Below are 19,153 nucleotides of genomic sequence, written 5' to 3' on the forward strand. Positions count from 1 at the left end.
AAAAGGGGAATTCAAGGCAGTGTGGGTTGCAGGCTGCGGCCGGCGGAGCGGGCCACGCTGGCGATGGCGGCCTGCAGCCGCGCGGCGTCGTCCACCTCGGCCGCGAGCGCCAGCACCAGGCGGGCCAGCAGGTCGCTCTGCACGGCGGGGGTGGCGGCATCGGTGAGCGCGATCAGGGACTCCAGTACGTCGTCAAGCTGTTGTTGCGTGCAGGTCATGGGCAGGGGTGGTTGGTGGATCGGTGGGAACGGGTGCCAGGGCGGCAGCCAGCAGGGCCGGCACCAGCGCGGGCTGCAGGTGGGCCCGGCGCGTGGCGACATGCTGGTCGGGCCGCACCAGCCAGCACTCGCCGCTGTCCGACCCCACCCCCAGCTGGCGCAGCAGCGCCGCACGGGCCGGCTTGTCGCAGGCCGGGGACAGCAGCACCACGGTGAGCAGCGGGTGCTGCACGGCGGCCAGCGCACGCGGCAGCCGGTCGGCAAACACCAGCAGCGTGAACCAGGGGCCCAGCAGGCGGTGCAGGCTGGTGGGGCCCAGGCGCACATCGGGCAGTGCTGCGCCCTCCCCTGCGGCGTCGGCACCGTCGGCCAGCAGCGGCGAACCGGTGTAGCGGCACGGGGCCGAGAGCCGGCCGGTGTTGATGCTGCGCGCGGCCCAGGGCAGTTGGGGCGCCATGGCAATGATGGCCTCGCGCCAGAGCCGGGCCGAGGCCTGGCCCTGCGGGTGCACGAAGCGCGAGGAGCGGCGCGCCTGGCGGATGTTCTCGAAGGCGCCCTGCTTGCGCTCGGTGGAATAGCTGCCGAGCAGCGCCTCGTCGGCGCCGTGGTTCAGCACCAGGGCCAGCTTCCAGGCCAGGTTGTCGGCGTCCTGCACGCCGCCGTTGCCGCCGCGCGCGCCGAAAGGGGCGACCAGGTGGGCGGCATCGCCGGCAAACAGCACGCGGCCAGCGCGCAGGTCGGCTAGGCATTCGTGCCGGTAGGCCCAGACGCCGGACCAGGCGATCTCGAACACCAGGCCGTCACCGAACAGCGCGTGCACGCGCCGGCGCATGGCCTCGGGCGTGGCGGCGGCCACGGCGTCCTCGTCCTCGCGCAGCTGGAAATCGAGCCGCCAGGTGTCGTCGGCCATCTTGTGGCGCCAGACCGCGCGCCCGCCGTTGGCCGAGGCGTCCAGCCAGGTCCAGCGCTCCTGGGCCCAGTCGCAGCCGGGCACCATGATGTCGATGATGATCCAGCGGTCTTCGGTGCGGTCGTGCACCACGGGCGCCAGGCCCAGTGCGGCGCGGCAGGGGCTGGACGCGCCGTCGCAGGCCACGGCCCACTGCGCGTCCAGTTCATAGGTCCCATCGGGGGTGCCCACGGTGAGGCGCACGCCCTGGCCGGTCTGTGTGAGGCCCTCCACCTTGTTGAGCCAGCGCACTTCGGCCAGCGGCTCGGCCTGCAGCGCCTCCACCAGGTACTGCTCCACATAGTACTGCTGCAGGTTGGCAAAGCCGTTGTGGCGCAGGTCGGGCTGGTCCTGCAGCGTGTAGGAGGTGACGGGCTGGTCCTTGGCCAGCACGCGCGCCACATTCCAGGCCACGCCCTTGGCCGTGATGCGGCCGGCCACGCCCAGGCGCTCGAAGATGTCCAGCGTGCGCTGGGCCCAGCACATGCCGCGCGAGGCCAGGCCGCGCACGCCCACGGTGTCGTCGTCGTCCAGCACCAGCACGGGCACGCCGCGGCGCGCCAGGTCCAGCGCCAGGGCCAGGCCGGTCAGCCCGCCGCCGATGACCACGACTGGGCGTGGATCCGAAGGAGAAAGCCCATCCAGTTCAGGTGGGCGGCGAAAGGGGTAGCGGGGCAGGACGTGCATGGCATCGGAGGGCGTTGACTGGAGGGGAATTCTCGAAGTCAACGCGCCCGCCGTCTGTCCTCTCGCGAGGGGACATGCGGGCCGCCATGGTCTGTGGCATCATTTCAGGAACAAGCGCCAGCGCCCCCATGACGGACGACAGAGCGCACAGGAGACAAGACAATGGATTGCACACCCGCGCTGGCCACGCGCGACGCCTGGCTGGGGCAATGCGTGGCGGACATCGGCAGGCCGCGCTTTCATGCCCGGCTGCTCGAGGGCATCCACACGGTGCTGGGCGCCGACCACTTCAGCCACCTGAGCTACGACCCCGAGGGGCGCATCCGCCATGCGGCGGCGGCCAGCGTGTGCAACCAGCCGCTGATCGACTCCACCACCGACATCTACGTCAAGCACCTGTACCGGCGCGACCCCAACTACCCGCTGGTGCGCGAGGGCGGCCGCAGCACCACGCCCCAGGCGCCCGCGCACGGCGGCGCCGACCTGCGCCTGCTGGGCATGTCGCCCACGGGCATTGGCGATTCGGAATACCGGCGCGTGCTGTTCGATGAGCCCGGCTTCACGGGCAAGGTGTCGCTGCTGGGCCTGCAGGACGGCCACCGCTGCTACCTGAACTTCTATTTTTCACGCGTGCCGCTCGACATGGGGCGTGCCACCACCCTGCTGGGCCAGTACGGCAGCACGCTCATGGGCCTGGCCTGCCGGCACAACGAGCTGGCCTTCCCCAAGGACGGGGATGAGGACCAAGGTGTTCAGGCGCCGCACACGGCCTGGGGCACGCTGTCCCCGCGCGAGCGGGCCACGGCCGAGCTGCTGATGGACGGCTGCACCGCCAAGGAGATCGGCCGCCAGATGGCCTTGTCACCCGCGACCGTGGTCACCTACAAGGAGCGCGTGTTCACCAAGCTGGGCGTGGCCAACCTGCGCGAGTTTCTGGCACTGGGCCGGGCCCGGCCCAGTTGAGTGTCTTGGCCGGGCCCGGCCCAGCTGATCCCGCCTACGCCACCGCCGTCCCGTACGCCACCCCGTCGCGCCCCGGGTCGGCCCCGCCGTGCAGCGTGCCGTCGGCCCCGATCTGCACGCCGTGCACCCAGCCGATGGTGTAGTTGTATGGGTTGCGCAACACCTCGTAGCCCTGGGCCTCAAGCTCGCGCGCCACATAGCGCGGAATGCGGTTGCACACGTCGATGGAGTTGCTGGTGGACGAAAAGCGCGGGGCCGACACGGCCTCCTGCATGCCCATGCGGTGGTCGATGAGGTTGAGCAGCACCTGCAGCACGCCCATGGCGATCTGCGTGCCGCCGGGGGCACCGAGCACCACCTCGGGTCGGCCGTCCTTGAACACGATGCTGGGGCACGACGAAGTGAAACGGCTCTTGCCCGGCTGGATGCTGCCGGCACGGCCGGGGCGCGGGTCGAACACGCCCATGGCACCGTTGTAGAAGAAGCCCATCCCCGGCGTGATCACGCCCGAGGGCATGGCCAGCGAATGGGTCAGGGAGACGCAGCCGCCCTCCCCGTCCACCACGCTGATGTGGGTGGTGTCCTTGGGCACGGGCGCGCCCTGGTTCACCCGCTCCACGCTGTGGCGCTTGCCGGCGCGGATGTCGGCGGCCACACGGGCCGCTTTCTCCTTCGAAAGAAGCTGGTCCAGCGGCACCTCGACGAAGGCCGGGTCGCCGATGTGGCGGTCCTTGTCGGTGGTGGCTTTTTTCATCACCTCGCTCAGGGTGCGCAGGTACTCGGGGCCGTTGTGCTCCATGCCCGCCAGGTCGAACTCTTCAAGGATGGTGAGCATCTGCAGCAGCATGGCGCCGCCGCCCGGCGGCTGGTTGGTCGTCACCACCCGGTCGCGGTAGCGGCCCACCAGGGGCTGGGTGCGGCGCACCTGGTAGTTCTTCAGGTCGTCCATGCCGAGCAGCCCACCCAGCGATTGCACGTGCTCCACCATGCGGCGGGCCAGTTCTCCCTCATAGAAGGGGGCGATGCCCTCCTGGGCCACCTGGTCGAGCACGCGCGCGAAGTTCTCGTTGACGATGGGCGTGCCGATGGGCTTGGCGCTGCCGTCGGGGCGGCAGTAGAGGGCGCGGCCCTCGTCGCTGAAGTGCAGGCGGTCCATGTTGCTGGCGCGGCCGGCCAGGGTCTGGTCGATCCAGAACGAGTACATGCCGGGCCGCACGAAGTAGCCGTTGCGCGCCCAGGCGATGGCGGGCGCCACCACCTCTTTCCACGGCAGGCGGCCGTGAGCGGCGTGCATGGCGGCCAGGCCCTTGAGGGTGGCCGGGGTGGCGATGGACTGCGCACCGATGTCGTTGACCCGGCCTTTGAGGATGAAGCCGAAGCCGTCCTTGGTTTCGCCTTCGAGCAGCGCGGCCCACATGTCCTCGCGCGCGGCCAGCGGCGCGGGTGCGTGGAAGTCGAAGTACTCATGAGCCGCCGTACCCGTTTTGCCCGGCAGGTAGACGGCTGCCGTGCCGAAGCCCGCGATGCCGCACATCAGCGGATCCACCACGGTCTGCGACAAGGCCACGGCCACGGCTGCGTCCACCGCATTGCCGCCCGCGCGCAGGACCTCGATGCCGGACTCCGCCGCCTCGGGCTGCGGGCAGGACACCATTGCTTGTTTTTTCATGGAGAGACTCAGAAAAAGAAAGGGGAGAAAACACAAAGCGCCGGCCACCAGAGGCAGCGGGCGCAGGGGATCAATGCAGGGGCGGGGTCACTTGGGATTCAGGTTCAGCGCTTCGAGCGTGGGCCCCCAGGCCTTGGTGTCGCGGCGCGTCACCTCCATCAGCTGGCTGGCCGGGCCGGGCATGGCAATCGCGTTCATGCCCTTGAGCTTGGCCTGCACCTCGGCGCTGGCGTGGAAGGCGCGCGTGCCTTCGTGCAGCTTGGCGATGATGGCGGGCGGCGTGCCGGCCTTGGCGACGATGCCGCTCCAGCCCATGGTGTCGAAGTCCTTCACGCCCAGCTCGTTGGCGGCCGGCACGTCGGGCAGATCGGCCAGGCGCGAGGGGGCCAGCACCACCAGGGGCACGACCTTGCCGTTCTTGATGTGCGGCAGCGCCGAGCCGCCCACGGGCGCCATCACCTGCGTCTGGCCGCCGATGGTGGCCATGAGCCCGTCGGGCTCGCCCTTGAAGGGCACGTGCACCATGGTGATGTCGAGCTTCTTCTGCAGCAGCTCCACCGCGAGCTGGGTGGAATTGCCCAGGCCCGAGGACGCGAAGTTGAGCTTGCCCGGGTTGGCCTTGGCGTACTTGACCAGGTCGTCGAGCGACTTGAAGCCCGAGGCCGGGTTGGCCACCAGGATGAAGGGCACGGTGCTGAGCATGCCCACGCCCACGAAGTCCTTCTCGGGGTCGTAGGGCAGCGGCTTGTAGACGAACTTGTTGAGCACCATCTGCGAGACGCCGCCGAACATCAGCGTGTAGCCGTCGGCCGGCTGGCCCAGCACCTGCTGCGCAGCGATGATGCCGCCCGCGCCGGGCTTGTTCTCCACCGTGATGGTGGCATTGATGGCCTTGCCCGCATGCTCGGCCCACAGGCGCGCCACGGTGTCGGAGCTGCCGCCCGCCTGCTGCGAGACCACCAGGCGGATCGGGCGGTTGGGGTAGTTGCTGGCGTCCTGCGCGTGCACGGCAGTCACCGCGGCCAGCGACGACAGGGCGAGCGCCACGGCCTTGGCGGCGAGGCAGAAAGATTTCTTCATATCGGCAGATCTCCAGGGTAAGCGGCGGGAATGTGGCAGCCGCATGAAAAAACCGGCTGCATGCCAACGATTATTCGGCGCCCTCGCCCTGGGGACCAGTGAATTCGCACGATGGATCCATTAGCATTCACTCATGACTGCATACGACCAAGTGGCCTGGGCGCGCCGGCTCAAGGTCAAACATCTGGAATCCTTCATGGTGCTGGACGAAGCCGGCACCCTGACCGAAGCCGCCGCCCGCCTGCACATGACGCAGTCGGCCATGTCGCACTGGCTGGCCGACCTGGAAGAGCTGGTGGGCACGCCCCTGGTCACGCGCGGGCGGCGCGTGCAGCTCACGCCGGCCGGCATCATCATGAAGCGCCTGGCCATCAGCGTGCTGGGCGACATCACCCGCACCCAGGCCGAACTGGGCGCCCTGGCCCAGGGGCGCACCGCGCGCCTGCACATCGGCAGCGTGTGGGCCGGCGTGGCGCGCGGCATACCGCAGGCGCTGGTGGAGTTCCAGGCGATGTACCCGTACATCTCGGTCACGGTGTCGGAAAGCCCGCTCACCCAGCTGCTGGAGGGCATCGACAACAAGCAGCTGGACCTGGTGGTCTGCTCGCTCGACGCCCGCGCCTACAAGGACGGGCTGGAACACCGCGAGCTGTTCGACGACAACGTCTGCCTGGTGGTGGGCCGCGCCAGCCGCCACTGGAACGCCCAGGGCCCCATCCGTTTGATCGACCTGGTGCAGGACAACTGGATCATGCCGCCCCCGGGCACCCTCACCCGCTCACAGCTCGACGCCGCCCTGCTCGACGCCGGCGCCTCGTGGCTGCGCCCCAAGGTGGAAACCCCCGCCATCACCACCCTGCAGGCCCTGGTGCACCAGGGCGACTACATCGGCGTGTGCTCCGAGGCCATGGCCCAGTACCAGGTGGCGCTGGGCAATATGCGCATCCTGCCGCTGGACCGGACCATCCGCTTCGGGCCCGTGGGGGTGATCTGGGCGAAGGACAACACGGCGGAGGCGGTGAAGCTGTTTGTGGAGCATATTGCGGAGGTGGTGGGGCAGAGCACTCAAAGACCGTGACACCGTCACTTAGGCCGGTGAAAGCAAATTTCACTCGTAAAGTCGAGCTTTTTTTACCGCGCTGAGATAAGCTATGTCCCATGAATTCGACGATCAAAGGCAATGCACTAGAGGATTCGATTTTTAGTTATTTTCACAACCTTATTGAAAGTGGAAATTTTTTTGGAGGGATGAAATCCTGCAAAATTTTTCAAAAAAAGGGGTACTATTCAAGAGATCGAGAGGCGGAAATAATTTTTGACGTTTCCGTCGAGGCCTATCTTTCCGAGGCGAGCAATTACTCATTTCTTTTTCTTATCGAGTGCAAAAACTACGGCCACCCGGTACCAGTTAACGATGTAGAAGAGTTTTTCGCCAAGGTTCAACAAGTTGGCGCTGCAAACTCCAAAGCAATACTAATATCATCAAACTCTATTCAATCGGGTGGATTAGCCTTTGCAAAGTCAAAAGGAATGGGCATTGCCCGATACTACGGACCTGAAAATCTAAAATGGCAGCTTGATCGGTCAAACTCGTACAGCCTTCAAGGGAAAATTTCAAGCAACAGCTCCAGCATCATTTCTTCGTTAACTCAAGAAGATAAAAAAATCAGCATTTTTGATTTCCATCTACAAACAGCAAAAAGGTATACAAACTCAATTGATGAATTTTTCGAGGATTTGTGCAAAGACTTCAATACAGAGGAGCCATCAGCAGATTTCCGGGTAGCTATCGAGCAACTACCTTGCCTGGTTCCGTTTCTGAGCAAGAACGAGTTGGAGCAGCAAGCGACAGCGGCTCTTGAATGCATAGAATACAAACAGGGATACGTCGATCTTCAGGAAATCAGTCGCAATCATCCGGCGATGACCAACCTGAAGATAAAGCATACAAAAATAGATTCAACGACCAGCGCCGGAGCGCCTTTAGGAAGAATAGAATTCAAACCCCTTGTAATTGAACTTTTTATCTATGCCGATAATAATATTGGGCGCGATCGATTTACTTTTGCTCACGAGCTAGCACATCTTCTGCTGGGGCATGGACGATTCCTGCGTAGCGAGTATACGGAAGAAGCAGATTTCAAGCCTCAAAAATCACTGCAGCATGGCGAATCAGATATTTTTCGAATGGAATATCAAGCCAACTATTTTGCAGCATGTTTATTAATGCCTCGTCAGAGCTTTTTTGAACATTTCATGAAAATCCTGCGACATTTGAATTTACATGACAAAGGCTTTGGCCCTCTCTTTGTTGACGCTCAGGATTGCAATATTAAAAATTATTTAATTGTGACTACTGCCCTCATGCGAATCTATGGAACCTCTCGCATGGCTGTGACGTTCCGAGCGGAAGAATTGGGACTACTGCGCGATGATAGAAATTCGTTCTCCAACGTAGCGCGACTTATTGAGTCAGAAGAGGGGCTTCCATGGCTAGGAAAGGAGGTCGAGTGAGGTGAAGCTCTTTGGCAGTCAGCGTGTGGTTTTCAGCGCATGTAGGGCTCAAACGCACCTGAACCTCATTCAGGGCCCGTCATTGACACACGGCAAGGCGGCTACGGAGCTTGCATGTTCCAATCCACGCCCCTCCCCTCCTTCACCCTCGCCATGACTAGCCCCGCCGCAACCGCCCCCCACACCCCCACCGAAGACGCCGTCGCCATCTTCAACGGCGTCCTCCTGATCTCCGTGGGCGTGGCCTTCTTCACCAGTGCCGGGCTGCTCACGGGCGGCACGGCGGGGCTGGCGTTTCTGGCGCACTACGCCACGGGCATTGGCTTTGGCAAGCTGTTCTTCGTGCTCAACCTGCCGTTCTACTGGCTGGCGCTGCGCAAGCTGGGGCGGGCGTTCACCGTCAAGACCTTCATTGCGGTGCTGCTGCTGTCGGGGCTGACGGAGCTGCAGTCGCACTTTTTGCAGTTCGCGCAGCTGCAGCCGCTGTATGCGGCGATTGCGGGCGGCACCATCACGGGCGCGGGCTTTCTGGTGCTGTTTCGCCACCGCTGCAGCCTGGGCGGCGTGGGCATTGCCGCGCTGTACCTGCAGGACCGCTATGGCTGGCGCGCGGGCAAGATCCAGATGGCGGTGGACTGCTGCATTGTGCTGCTGGCGCTGTTCACGGTGGAGCCGCTGCGCGTGCTGTGGTCGATTGCGGGCGCGGTGGCGCTCAACCTGGTGCTGGCCATGAACCACCGGCCGGGGCGGTACATGGGGACGTGACCCTCAGCGCGGGGCTGTGGGCTTGTTGATCGGCTTTTCGATGACCACGTACTTCACGCGCAGATCGCGAGCCTGGGCCAGGCGCTCCAGTTCGGCATCCGGCAGCACCACGGTGGCCCGGCCGAAGGACTCCTCCCACTGCGGCGTTCCGCTCACCGCATAGGGCGCGAGCACATCCTCCAGCACGCGCCGGTAGGTGGACTTGCGGGTTGCCAGCGCGACGCCCCAATCTTCCACCGGGGTTTTCAGGAACACAACCGCCCGCGACTGCCCGGCACCGGGCTCGGGCTGGGTCGCATAGCCCTGCGGGAGCACCAGCGGCGCGAGCATGGGCCTGTACCCGGGGGCCTTCAGCGCGATGGCCCAGTTGTTCCAGGCCAGCTCCGCCAGCCCGCGCTCGTTGGTGCGCAGCAGCACGGTGCCATTGCGGGTCACGCCCGATACGTCGAGCACGGTGATGACGCCGCCTGCCGTGCTGGCCGGCAGGCCCGACGAGGTGGGCACGCCCAGGCGCCTGAACAACAGCATCGCAGCGTCCACCGCCGCGCTGTGCTGCGCCGGCGATATCAGCACGACAGAACCCTCCCCGGTATGGCGATCGATGTCGAATTCGGCCCCCGGCACGGCGAGCGTGGCCTCCACGTCCACCCACCCGCTGGCACTCGCCTTCAGCCGGCGGTCCAGTTCGTCGAGGTGGCCATCCGACTGCGGCAGCAGGCTCCCATGGCGCCACTCGTTGAGGAATAGCGCGCGCGAGGCCACGGTGCTGTTGCGCACGATCTCCAGGCCCGGCTCCGTCACCCACACGGTGAGGATGCCCAGGCTGTTCACCAGCCGGCCACCGGGCAGTGCCTCACTCCCCAATTCGGTCAGCAGGCGGTCGACACGTACCTGCAGTTCGGCCGCCCGGGCATCGGCATCGGGGATGGAAAGGGCGTTGAGCAGCAACACCGAGACCGGCGCCGAGCCGCTCTGCTTGATCCGGTCGCGGATCCGCTCGTACTCGGAAGGGTGGATCTCTGCCGCCTGGCCCACCGGCAGGAAGATCCCTGCCAGCGACAACGACAACGCCAGGGTGGCGAAAGCTCTGCGAAACAGCATGGAACTCCAGTGGCTCGAAAGTGACAGGATGGCGACGCCACACCTGGAACGTGCAGGCCGCATAGGCTGCCGCCCGGCGCGGTGCATGGACATGGGGTCAGGGTGATGCCGTGGGCCTGTTGGTCGGCTTCTCGATGACAACGTAGCCCAGCCGCAGATCGCGGGTCTGCACCAGCCGTTCCAGCTCGGCGTCGGACAGCACGACGGTGGCACTGCGGAAGTCCGCCGACCATTGCGGCGTGCCCAGGAAGGCATAGGGCCTGAGCGCATCTTCCAGCAGACGCCGGTTCACGGCAACGCGGGTGGCATACGCCAGGCCTCGCCAGTTGATGAACGGGTACGGAAGGCTGACCACGGCGCGGAACTGCCCTGGACCCAGGGCAGGCAGGGATCCGTACGGCTGCGAGCCAACCGCAACACTGGTTCGGGCCGCATACCCTGCGGCCTTCATCGCAACGGCCCAATCGTTCCAGGCGAGCTCGGCCAGCCCGCGCTCGTTGGTGCGCAGCAGCAGGGTGCCGTTGCGGGTCACACCCGACACATCGAGCACGGTGATGACGCCGCCCACCGTGCTGGCTGGCAGCCCGGACGACAGCGGCACGCCCAGGCGGGTGAGCAGCAGCAGCGCTGCGTCGATCGCTGCCTGGTGCTGTTCGGGCGTCTTGAGCACGAGAAACGCTTCCCCGGTATCTCGGTCGATGTCGAACTCGCCGCCAGCCACCTCCAGTGTGACCTCCACGTCCACCTTCCCGTCCGGGGCCGCCCGCAGGCGGCGGTCCAGTTCGTCGAAATGGCCGTCCGATTGCGGCATCAGGGTGTGGTAGCGCCATTCGGTGTAGTAGTTCACGTTCATGGCCAGGCGGCTGGTGCGCAGTATCTCCAGACCTGGCTCCGTCACCCACATCATGAGGCCGCCCAGCCCATTGATGTGCCGGCCACCGGGCAGTACCTCGCTGCCCAGTTCGGCCACCATTCTCTGGACCCGTGCCTGCAGCTCTGCCGCCCGGGCAGTGGCGTCCGGAATGCTGAAGGGATCGAGCAACCACACCGATACCGGCGCAGAACCGCCCTGCTTGATCCGGTCACGGATGCGCTCGTACTCGTAGGGGGTGATCTCCCCTGCGTCGGCGCCCGCCAGGGGTGCCAGCGCCAGAAGGAATACCAGGGAGGCAAAAGCTCTGCGAAACAGCATGGAACTCCAGTGGCTCGAAAGTGACACGGTGGCGATACCGCCCTGGCGGGGCGTGGGTTCCGCCGACCACGGTCCATCGTGACGCAGGGGCGCCGGTCCGGCAAGGCCAGGATTGCCCGTCGCGGCCAATCTGCCACAAGCGCAGCGGCCCGGCGGCAGAAAAAGCAAAACATTGCTCCATGAGCGTGGTCATCATGGCCTTCAAGATTCCCTCGCGCTACGGCTTCGCCACGCGCGACAACTTGCAGCTCACGCAGGCGCGGTACACGCTGGCATCGCTGCTGCTGGGCCGGCCTACACCGTTCAGGCGATTGCCAAAAACCTCTCGGGCGGCTAACGCATCACTGTGGGCGAGTACCTGGCCACGCCCGCCGCGCAGCACGCCGGCCAGCAGCGGTGCACCGCGGGGCCGTGCCTGGCCAGGCCGGCCGGGGGCATTGACCACCCCTACCCATTGGCCGCATAGCGCTGCGCCATCAGCTGCTCGAAGTTCTCCAGCGGCACGGGCCGGCTGAACAGATAGCCCTGCCACAGGCTGCAGCCGTGCTGCGCCAGGAACTCGCGCTGCGCCGTGGTCTCCACCCCTTCGGCGATGACGTCGATGCCCAGGCTCTGCGCCATGCCGATGATGGTCTGCACGATGAGCGCATCGGTCTCCTGGATGCCGATGTTGCGCACGAAGCTCTGGTCGATCTTGAGCTGGTCCAGCGGCAGCCGCGTGAGGTAGGACAGCGAGGACTGCCCGGTGCCGAAGTCGTCCATCGAGAAGCCCACGCCCAGCGCACGCAGCGCGTTCATCTTGGTGATGGTCTGCTGTACGTTGTCCAGCGCCATGCTCTCGGTGAGCTCCAGCTTGAGCCGGTCGGCGCGGGCGCCGGTTTCGTTCAGCACGGCAAACACCTGGTCCACGAAGTCGCCCTGGCGGAACTGGCGCGCGCTCACGTTCACAGCCAGTTGCAGGTGGGCGCGCGCGGGGTCGTCTTCCCAATGGCGCAGCTGCAGGCAGGCGGTGCGCAGCACCCACAGGCCGATGGCAAGAATCTGCCCGGTCTCTTCGGCCAGGGGAATGAACTCGCCCGGCATGACCAGGCCGCGCTCGGGGTGCTGCCAGCGGATCAGCACCTCGGCCCCGATGGCCTGCCCGCCCTGCCCCACCTGCACCTGGTAGTACAGGCGGAACTGGTCTTCAGCCAGGGCCTTGCGCAGGTCGTTCTCCATCGCGGCGCGGGCCGTCACGGCGGCCTGCATGCGCGGGTCGAAGAAGCGCACGGCGTTGCGCCCGGCGGTCTTGGCGGCATACATGGCCAGGTCGGCGCGCTTCATGAGCTCGTCCACCGACTGCGCCTGCCCGGTGAACAGCACGGCACCGATGCTGGGCGTGCTGTGCACGTTGTGCAGGGCCAGCTGGTAGGGCTGGTTGAGCGCGGCCAGCACCTTGTTGCCCACGTGCTGGGTGTGCTCGGCCGCCTCGGTGGGCTCGCTGCTCATGCCCTTGAGCAGCAGCAGGAACTCGTCGCCGCCCAGGCGGGCCACGGTATCGCCCTCGCGCACGCAGGCCTTCAGGCGCTGGGCCACCTGCTGCAGCAGCACGTCGCCCATGTCGTGGCCCAGGGTGTCGTTGAGGTTTTTGAAGTGGTCCAGGTCCAGGCACAGCAGCGCACCGTACTGGCCTGAGCGGGCGCTGCTGGCGAAGGCCTGCTGCAGCCGGTCCATCATCAGGCGGCGGTTGGGCAGGTGGGTGAGCGGGTCGTAGAAGGCCAGGTGCTCGATCTCGCGGGCGGCGGCGGCCTTCTGGGTGATGTCGCTCAGCGAAGCCACGTAGTGCGTGAGCCGGCCCTCGGCATCCTTGACCGCCGTGATGCTCATCTGGTGCAGGTTCACCTGCCCGTCCTTGCAGCGGTTCCAGATCTCGCCGCTCCACTCGCCCACGCCGTCCAGCGTCCTGCGCATGCCGGTGAAGAAAGCCTCGTCGTGCTGGCCCGAGGCGAGAAACCCGGCGCGCCGGCCCACGGCGTCGGCACTGTCGTAGCCGGTGATCTTGGTGAAGGCGCGGTTGGTGCGCAGGATCACGGTGTCGGCGTCGGTGACCAGCATGCCCTCCTGCGACTCGAAGGCGATGGCGGCGATGCGCAGCTCGCGCTCGGCGGTCTTGCGCGCGGTGATGTTGTTGCCGATGCCGCGGTAGCCCAGGAAGACGCCGTCCGCGTCGAACATGGGCGAACCGCTGACGGAGACCCACTCCACCGCGCCGGCCGTGGACTGGCGCGGGTACTCGAAGTCGCGGAACTCGCGGTGCTCGCGCAGGGTCTGCTCGTGCTGCGCCCAGTCCACCGCCTGGCCCTCCAGCGCCGCCACGGCGCCGCCATCGTCGGTGGCCACCTCGTGGCGGGTCTTGCCCACATGCCACTGGGGCCCCGGCAGGGTGCGCTTGGCGGCCTCGCCTTCGAGCGTCACGAAGCGCAGCTCGGCGTTCTGCTCCCAGTACCAGTCGGACGACAGCATGGTGAGGGTGCGAAAGCGCGCCTCGTTGTCCTCGAGCTGGCGGCGCACACGGTAGGACTCGGTGACATCGCTGAACACCAGCACCACGCCGGTGATGGCACCCGCGGCATTGCGGATGGGCGCGGCGCTGTCGGCGATCTGGTACTCGGTGCCGCTGCGGGCGATCAAGGTGGTGTGGTTGGACAGCTCCACCACCCGGCCGCTGGCCATGACCAGCTGCACAGGGTCTTTCGACGGCTCGCGGGTGCGCGCGTTGACGATGCGAAAGATCTCCGTGAGGGGACGCTCCCGCGCCTCGCGCAGCGACCAGCCGGTCATCTGCTCGGCCACGCCGTTCATGCGCACCACATGGCCCGCGGCGTCGGTGACCACCACCGCATCGCCGATGGAGTGCAGGGTGATGGCCAGGTTCTCCTCGCTCTGGCGCAGCTCGCCCTCGGCCTGCTGGCGCGCCTGCGCCATGTGGTTGAAGCGCTGCGCCAGCTGGGCCAGCTCGCGCGCCCCGGTCTCGGGCACCGGCACCACCTGCTGGCCCTGGGCGAGCTGGTCGGTGGCGCGCAGCAGCCGGGCCAGGGGCTTGCCCACGCCGCGGCGCACGCCTTCGTGCGCCAGCACGAACGAGGCCAGCAGGCCCAGCAGCAGAAAGCCGATGTCGCGCCACATCTGCTGCGTGATGCGCGCGTGCAGCGCATCGAGCGGCACCGACAGGCGCATGCTGGCCACGGGCCGGCCCTGCGCTTCGAGCAGGGGGCGCACCACCTCCATGTGGCGTCCACCGCCCTCGGTTTCCAGCACGTGGGCGCCCGCCTGCAGGGCCTGGGCACCCGAGCCCGGCAAGGGCAGGTCGCTCTGCATGCCCAGCTCCCGCGGGTCGGGCGGAAAGCGCGCGATCACCCGGCCATCGGGGCCGAGCACGCGCGCCACGGCGCCGTCGGGCAGGCCCAGGTCGTGCAGGCGCCGGCTCCACCAGTCCAGCGACACCACGGCCACGGCCGCGCCCAGCACCGCACGGGTCTCGGGGTCGACCAGCGGCTGGGCGAAGCTCACGCTGGCCAGGCCGATCGCCGGGTCGACCTGGAAGCTGCCCACCGAGAACTCGCGCGCCACGATGGCGCGCAGGAAATGGGGCTGGTCGGTCATGTTCACCGGCGTGGCGGGCGGCACGGCGCTGCAGCGCAGGTCCCCGTCGGCCCGGGGCAGGCCGATGTTGATATAGCTGCCATTGAGTGCCAGCACCTCGGCCAGGTACTGCGAGCAATCGGGGGCATCGAGCTGCTGCGCCCGGCGCGTCATGGCCAGTTGCTGCAGGAAGGTGCGGGTGGTGTCGATCAAGCGCTGCTGGCTGTAGGCCATGCTGCGGGTGAGCAGCAGCGCGTTCTCGCGCGCGGCGGCCACCGACTCCTCGCGGTTGGCCTGCGCCTGCAAGGCCACCAGCACCAGCGCAGGCAGCGTCGCCACCAGGATCAGCAGCCGGATCCTGGCGGACAGGGAGCCCGTGGCCAACTGCCGGAGCGTGCGCATGGGGCCTTTCGCGAAAACATCTGGATACATCGTACCCGCGGATGCCCTCGCGCGACAGGTCTGCACGTAAACCCTGCACGACACCGGCGCTTGCGGAACTCCTGCCCCAAAGCCCGTATCATTAGGGGATGCGTCGCGGCCCCCTGTTTTATCTGCTGATGGTGGTGCTGGTCCTTCGGGGCCTGGTAGGCACTGCCATGGCCGCAGGCATGGGGCCCATGCAGCACCCTGCGCCCGCCCCTGTGGCGCAGACCGCGCTGGCGGACCACCACGGGCAGCATGGCAGCCATGCCGCGGCAGCCGATGCCGGTGCCCATGCCGACCACGGAGCCGCCGACGCTCCGCTGCAGGCCTGCGATGGCAGCGCGCCCGGCAATGCCGGCTGCGCCACGCACAGCCAGCATGCCAACTGCACGGCCTGCGAGATCTGCCACACCGCGCTGATGGAGCCACCCGCCCTGCCGGCCGGCCTTCCGCGCCTGGCTGCCGGCACCGCCCCTGCAGCCGCCACCCCGTTCGACAGCGCCACCGCCGCGCTGGCCATCAAGCCCCCCATCGCCTGAGGCGGCTTCTCCCCGGGCCTGTTCGGGCCTGGGCAGGAGCGCCTGGCACACCCCCACTGCATCCAACGGCGCCACTTGTGCGCGCCGCTGCCGTAGCGCAGGGGTCCGCTTTGCGCACCTGCCCCGTCGCCTGAACCGTGCCCTTCCGGGCCCGCCCACGCCTGCCTGCGCACGCAGGTGACGGCGCCGCTCCCTTCCCGTCTTTTCTTCAGGAGACCGCAGCATGCGCGACCTCTTTGTTCTTGCTTCCGGCCGGTTCTGGCTGCGCCCCCTGGCGTGGCTGGCCTGCCTTCTTCTCCCCACCCTGGCCGGGGCGCAGCAGCCCGCCGCTGCCGAACCGGCCCCTGCAGCCCCGGCGGCCGCTCTCCAGGCGGCCACGGCCCCCTTGGCCCATGCACCCATGCCGGCGCACCCGTGGCGCAGCGATGAGGCCCCCACCGACTGGCGCGCCGCCCACCAAGCCGTGGGCGCCTTCCCGCGCGGCCATGCCGACATCGTGCGCTGGGAGGCGCGCCAGGGCACGGCCCCGGCCGCAGCCACGCCGGCCGCAGCGCACCAGGGGCACAAGCCATGAAGCGGACCGCACAACGGCACCAACTGCCCCGCTGGTCCGCACTGGCCCTGGCCGCCCTGGCCTCCATGTTGGCCGGCTGCGCCAGCGTCTCGCCCGACGGCCTGCGCGGCGACGTGCAGGCCCTGGCGCAGCCACGCACCGGTGTGGCCGATGCCACCCTGCCCGCGGCCGACCCGGCCGCACGCGCGCAGGCACGCCAGGCCATCACCGGCTGGCTGGCCCAGCCACTCACGCAGGACGCTGCCGTGCGCACCGCCCTGCTCAACCACCCCGGCCTGCAGGCCCGGCTGGCGGCGCTGGGCTTGGCCGACGCCGATCGCGTGCAGGCCCTCACCCTGCCCAACCCGCAGTTCTCCATTGCACGGCTCACCAACCCCCATGAGCGCGAGATCGAGCGCACGCTGGCCTTCAGCCTGCTGGACCTGGTGACCCTGCCCTGGCGCAGCGCGCGCCAGGCCGGGCGCCTGCAGGTCGCCACCCTGCAGGCCGCGCAGGAGGTGGTGGCCCAGGCCGCCGACACGCGCCGCGCCTGGCTGCGCGCCGTGGCCGCCGAGCAGGTGGCTGCCACGCATGAGCGCATGGTCGAGGCCGCCGAGGCCGGCGCCGAGCTGGCCCGGCGCATGGCCCGCGTGGGCAACTTCAGCCGCCTGCAGCATGCACGCGAGCAGGCCGTGCTGCAGGAGGCCACGGCCCAGCGCGCCCGCGCCCGCCTGGCCGCCGCCACGGCGCGCGAGCAGCTGGCGCGCAGCATGGGGCTGTGGGGGCCAGAGGCGCAGCAGTTCACCCTGCCCACGCAGCTGCCGGCCCTGCCCGCCACGCCCCTGCCGGCCGATGGCATCGAGGCCACGGCGCTGCGCGAGCGCCTGGACGTGCAGACCGCGCGCCGGGAGCTCGACACCGAGGCGCGCCAGCAAGGCTGGGCGCGCGCGGGTGCCGTGTTCGGCGACATCGGCATCGCCTACCAGCGCAACACCGCCACCGAGCGCGAAAGCGGCCACCGCGATACCACACGCGGCTGGGAGCTCGACGTGCCGTTGCCCCTGTTCGACTGGGGCGGTGCTGCGCGCACGCGGGCCCAGGCGCGCGTGGAGCAGAGCGCTGCCACGCTGCAGGACACGGCCGTGCGCGCGCGCAGCGAAGTGCGCAGCGCCTGGCTCACCTACCGCACCGCGCTCGACCTGGCGCGCCAGCAGCGCGACGAGGTCGTGCCGCTGCGCCAATTCATCAGCGAAGAGACCACGCTGCGCTACAACGGCATGCTCGCCAGCGTCTGGGAGCTGCTGGCCGAGGCACGCGCCAGCACGCAGTCGGTGGCCGGCGCCATCGAGGCGCAGCGCGACTTCTGGCTGGCCGAGACCGACCTGCAACTGGCCCTCACGGGCACCTCGCCCGGGGCCCTGCAAGGCTTGGCTTCGGGCGCCGCCACCCCCTCCACCCCACAAGGCCACTGACCCACCATGCAAAGACGCCATTTCTTCACGGCAGGCGCCGCCACGGCCATGGCTGCCACCGCTGTCAGCCGCGTGGCCCTGGCCGCGCTGCCCGAGCCCGTGCAGCAGGCCAGCGCCGACACCGCGCCGCCGCTGCACCCGCAGAGCGGCCGGCCCTACAACCCCGTGGTCACGCTCAACGGCTGGACCGCGCCCTGGCGCATGAACGCCGGGGTCAAGGAGTTCCACCTGGTGGCCGAGCCCGTGGTGCGCGAGGTCGCGCCCGGCTTCGTGGTCAACATGTGGGGCTACAACGGGCAAAGCCCGGGCCCCACCATCGAGGTGGTGGAGGGCGACCGCGTGCGCATCTTCGTCACCAACCGCCTGCCCGAGGCCACCACCATCCACTGGCACGGCCAGCGCCTGCCCAACGGCATGGACGGCGTGGGCGGGCTCAACCAGCCGGGCATTGCACCGGGCAAGACCTTTGTCTACGAGTTCGTGGCGCGCCGGCCCGGCACCTTCATGTACCACCCGCATGCCGACGAAATGGTGCAGATGGCCATGGGCATGATGGGCCTGTGGATCACCCACCCCAAGGCCGCGCACCCGCACATCGCCACGGTGCAGCGCGACTACGTCTTTTTGCTCAACGCCTTCGACGTGGAGCCCGGCGCGCGCACGCCCAAGGTCAACACCATGCTGGACCACAACATCTGGTGCTGGAACAGCCGGGTCTTCCCGGCCATCAGCCCGCTGGTGGCGCGCCAGGGCGAGCGCGTGCGCATCCGCGTGGGCAACCTCACCATGACCAACCACCCCATCCACATCCACGGCCATGAGTTCGAGGTGACGGGCACCGATGGCGGGCCCGTGCCCAAGAGCGCGCGCTGGCCCGAGGTGACCACCGACGTGGCCGTGGGCCAGATGAGGCAGGTGGAGTTCATCGCCGACGAGCCCGGGGACTGGGCCTTCCACTGCCACAAGAGCCACCACACCATGGGCGCCATGGGGCACGACGTGCCCACCATGATCGGCGTGGACCACAAGGGCCTGGTGGGCAAGATCCAGAAGATCGTGCCCGACTACATGGTGATGGGCGAGCGCGGCATGGCCGACATGGGTGCCATGGAGATGCCCCTGCCCGACAACACCTTCCCCATGATGGCTGGCACCGGGCCCTATGGCCCGCTGGAGATGGGCGGCATGTTCACCACCTTCAAGGTGCGCGCCCACCAGGCGGCGGGCGACTACCGCGACCCGGGCCACTACGCCCAGCCGCCCGGCACCCAGGCCTACGAGTGGCAGGGCGCGCCCGCAGCCACGCCGGCCCCGCCGCGCACCACCACGCCTGGCACCGCGCCCGGTGCCGCCAGTGCACGCAAGCCTGCCGCCCACAGCGGCGGCCACCAGCATTGATTCATT

General features: G+C 68.0%; 15 protein-coding genes. 8 read left to right on the plus strand and 7 right to left on the minus strand.

What is annotated here, in order from left to right; genetic code table 11:
• Window positions 1-11: 11 nt before the first annotated feature.
• Both HNP48_RS08155 and HNP48_RS08160 read right to left on the minus strand, forming a co-directional pair.
• Window positions 12-218 carry a DUF2783 domain-containing protein gene (locus HNP48_RS08155; RefSeq protein ID WP_184856376.1) on the minus strand — a complete coding sequence of 69 codons (207 nt, stop codon included), beginning with the start codon at window positions 216-218 and terminating at the stop codon, window positions 12-14.
• The gene (locus tag HNP48_RS08160) at window positions 193-1,854 is read right to left on the minus strand and encodes an FAD-dependent oxidoreductase (RefSeq protein ID WP_184856377.1); all 1,662 of its coding nucleotides are present in this window, start codon (window positions 1,852-1,854) and stop codon (window positions 193-195) included. Before HNP48_RS08160 ends, HNP48_RS08155 begins: the two co-directional genes overlap by 26 nt.
• A gap of 162 nt (window positions 1,855-2,016) precedes the next feature.
• Between HNP48_RS08160 and HNP48_RS08165 the strand changes: the two genes are divergently transcribed.
• Window positions 2,017-2,817, plus strand: coding sequence for a helix-turn-helix transcriptional regulator (locus tag HNP48_RS08165; RefSeq protein WP_184856378.1), 801 nt, complete (start codon window positions 2,017-2,019; stop codon window positions 2,815-2,817).
• Between the two features lie 34 nt (window positions 2,818-2,851).
• Here HNP48_RS08165 and ggt read toward each other — a convergent pair whose 3' ends face one another.
• Window positions 2,852-4,486 carry a gamma-glutamyltransferase gene (ggt, locus tag HNP48_RS08170; RefSeq protein WP_184856379.1) on the minus strand — a complete coding sequence of 545 codons (1,635 nt, stop codon included), beginning with the start codon at window positions 4,484-4,486 and terminating at the stop codon, window positions 2,852-2,854.
• Between the two features lie 87 nt (window positions 4,487-4,573).
• The gene (locus HNP48_RS08175; RefSeq protein WP_184856380.1) at window positions 4,574-5,566 is read right to left on the minus strand and encodes a tripartite tricarboxylate transporter substrate binding protein; all 993 of its coding nucleotides are present in this window, start codon (window positions 5,564-5,566) and stop codon (window positions 4,574-4,576) included.
• A 133-nt stretch (window positions 5,567-5,699) separates the two neighbouring features.
• Between HNP48_RS08175 and HNP48_RS08180 the strand changes: the two genes are divergently transcribed.
• The 3 genes from HNP48_RS08180 (at window position 5,700) to HNP48_RS08190 (ending at window position 8,845) form a co-directional block, all read left to right on the plus strand.
• Entirely contained in the window at window positions 5,700-6,644 is a 945-nt protein-coding gene (locus HNP48_RS08180; RefSeq protein WP_184856381.1) for a LysR family transcriptional regulator, read from the plus strand.
• Between the two features lie 80 nt (window positions 6,645-6,724).
• Window positions 6,725-8,080 (plus strand): ImmA/IrrE family metallo-endopeptidase, encoded by a 1,356-nt coding sequence (locus tag HNP48_RS08185; RefSeq protein ID WP_184856382.1) that lies wholly within the window; start codon window positions 6,725-6,727, stop codon window positions 8,078-8,080.
• A gap of 153 nt (window positions 8,081-8,233) precedes the next feature.
• Complete coding sequence (locus HNP48_RS08190; RefSeq protein WP_184856383.1) at window positions 8,234-8,845, plus strand: YitT family protein; 612 nt, start codon at window positions 8,234-8,236, stop codon at window positions 8,843-8,845.
• Between the two features lie 3 nt (window positions 8,846-8,848).
• On the opposite strand, the gene HNP48_RS08195 is transcribed toward HNP48_RS08190, so the two are convergent.
• The 3 genes from HNP48_RS08195 to HNP48_RS08205 form a co-directional block, all read right to left on the minus strand.
• Complete coding sequence (locus tag HNP48_RS08195; protein ID WP_184856384.1) at window positions 8,849-9,946, minus strand: hypothetical protein; 1,098 nt, start codon at window positions 9,944-9,946, stop codon at window positions 8,849-8,851.
• 97 nt (window positions 9,947-10,043) lie between these two features.
• Window positions 10,044-11,138 carry a hypothetical protein gene (locus HNP48_RS08200; protein ID WP_184856385.1) on the minus strand — a complete coding sequence of 365 codons (1,095 nt, stop codon included), beginning with the start codon at window positions 11,136-11,138 and terminating at the stop codon, window positions 10,044-10,046.
• Window positions 11,139-11,585: 447 nt separating this feature from the next.
• The gene (locus tag HNP48_RS08205; RefSeq protein ID WP_184856386.1) at window positions 11,586-15,161 is read right to left on the minus strand and encodes an EAL domain-containing protein; all 3,576 of its coding nucleotides are present in this window, start codon (window positions 15,159-15,161) and stop codon (window positions 11,586-11,588) included.
• Between the two features lie 128 nt (window positions 15,162-15,289).
• Between HNP48_RS08205 and HNP48_RS08210 the strand changes: the two genes are divergently transcribed.
• The 4 genes from HNP48_RS08210 (at window position 15,290) to HNP48_RS08225 (ending at window position 19,147) form a co-directional block, all read left to right on the plus strand.
• Window positions 15,290-15,724: a hypothetical protein gene (locus HNP48_RS08210; protein WP_184856387.1), complete on the plus strand. Its 435-nt coding sequence runs from the start codon at window positions 15,290-15,292 to the stop codon at window positions 15,722-15,724.
• A gap of 223 nt (window positions 15,725-15,947) precedes the next feature.
• Window positions 15,948-16,298 carry a hypothetical protein gene (locus HNP48_RS08215; protein ID WP_184856388.1) on the plus strand — a complete coding sequence of 117 codons (351 nt, stop codon included), beginning with the start codon at window positions 15,948-15,950 and terminating at the stop codon, window positions 16,296-16,298.
• Window positions 16,295-17,749: a TolC family protein gene (locus HNP48_RS08220; protein WP_184856389.1), complete on the plus strand. Its 1,455-nt coding sequence runs from the start codon at window positions 16,295-16,297 to the stop codon at window positions 17,747-17,749. Before HNP48_RS08215 ends, HNP48_RS08220 begins: the two co-directional genes overlap by 4 nt.
• Window positions 17,750-17,755: 6 nt before the next feature.
• Window positions 17,756-19,147 carry a multicopper oxidase family protein gene (locus HNP48_RS08225; protein ID WP_184856390.1) on the plus strand — a complete coding sequence of 464 codons (1,392 nt, stop codon included), beginning with the start codon at window positions 17,756-17,758 and terminating at the stop codon, window positions 19,145-19,147.
• Window positions 19,148-19,153: the final 6 nt, after the last annotated feature.

The organism is Acidovorax soli, assembly GCF_014207955.1.
GTDB classification, from domain to species: Bacteria; Pseudomonadota; Gammaproteobacteria; order Burkholderiales; family Burkholderiaceae_C; genus Acidovorax; species Acidovorax soli_A.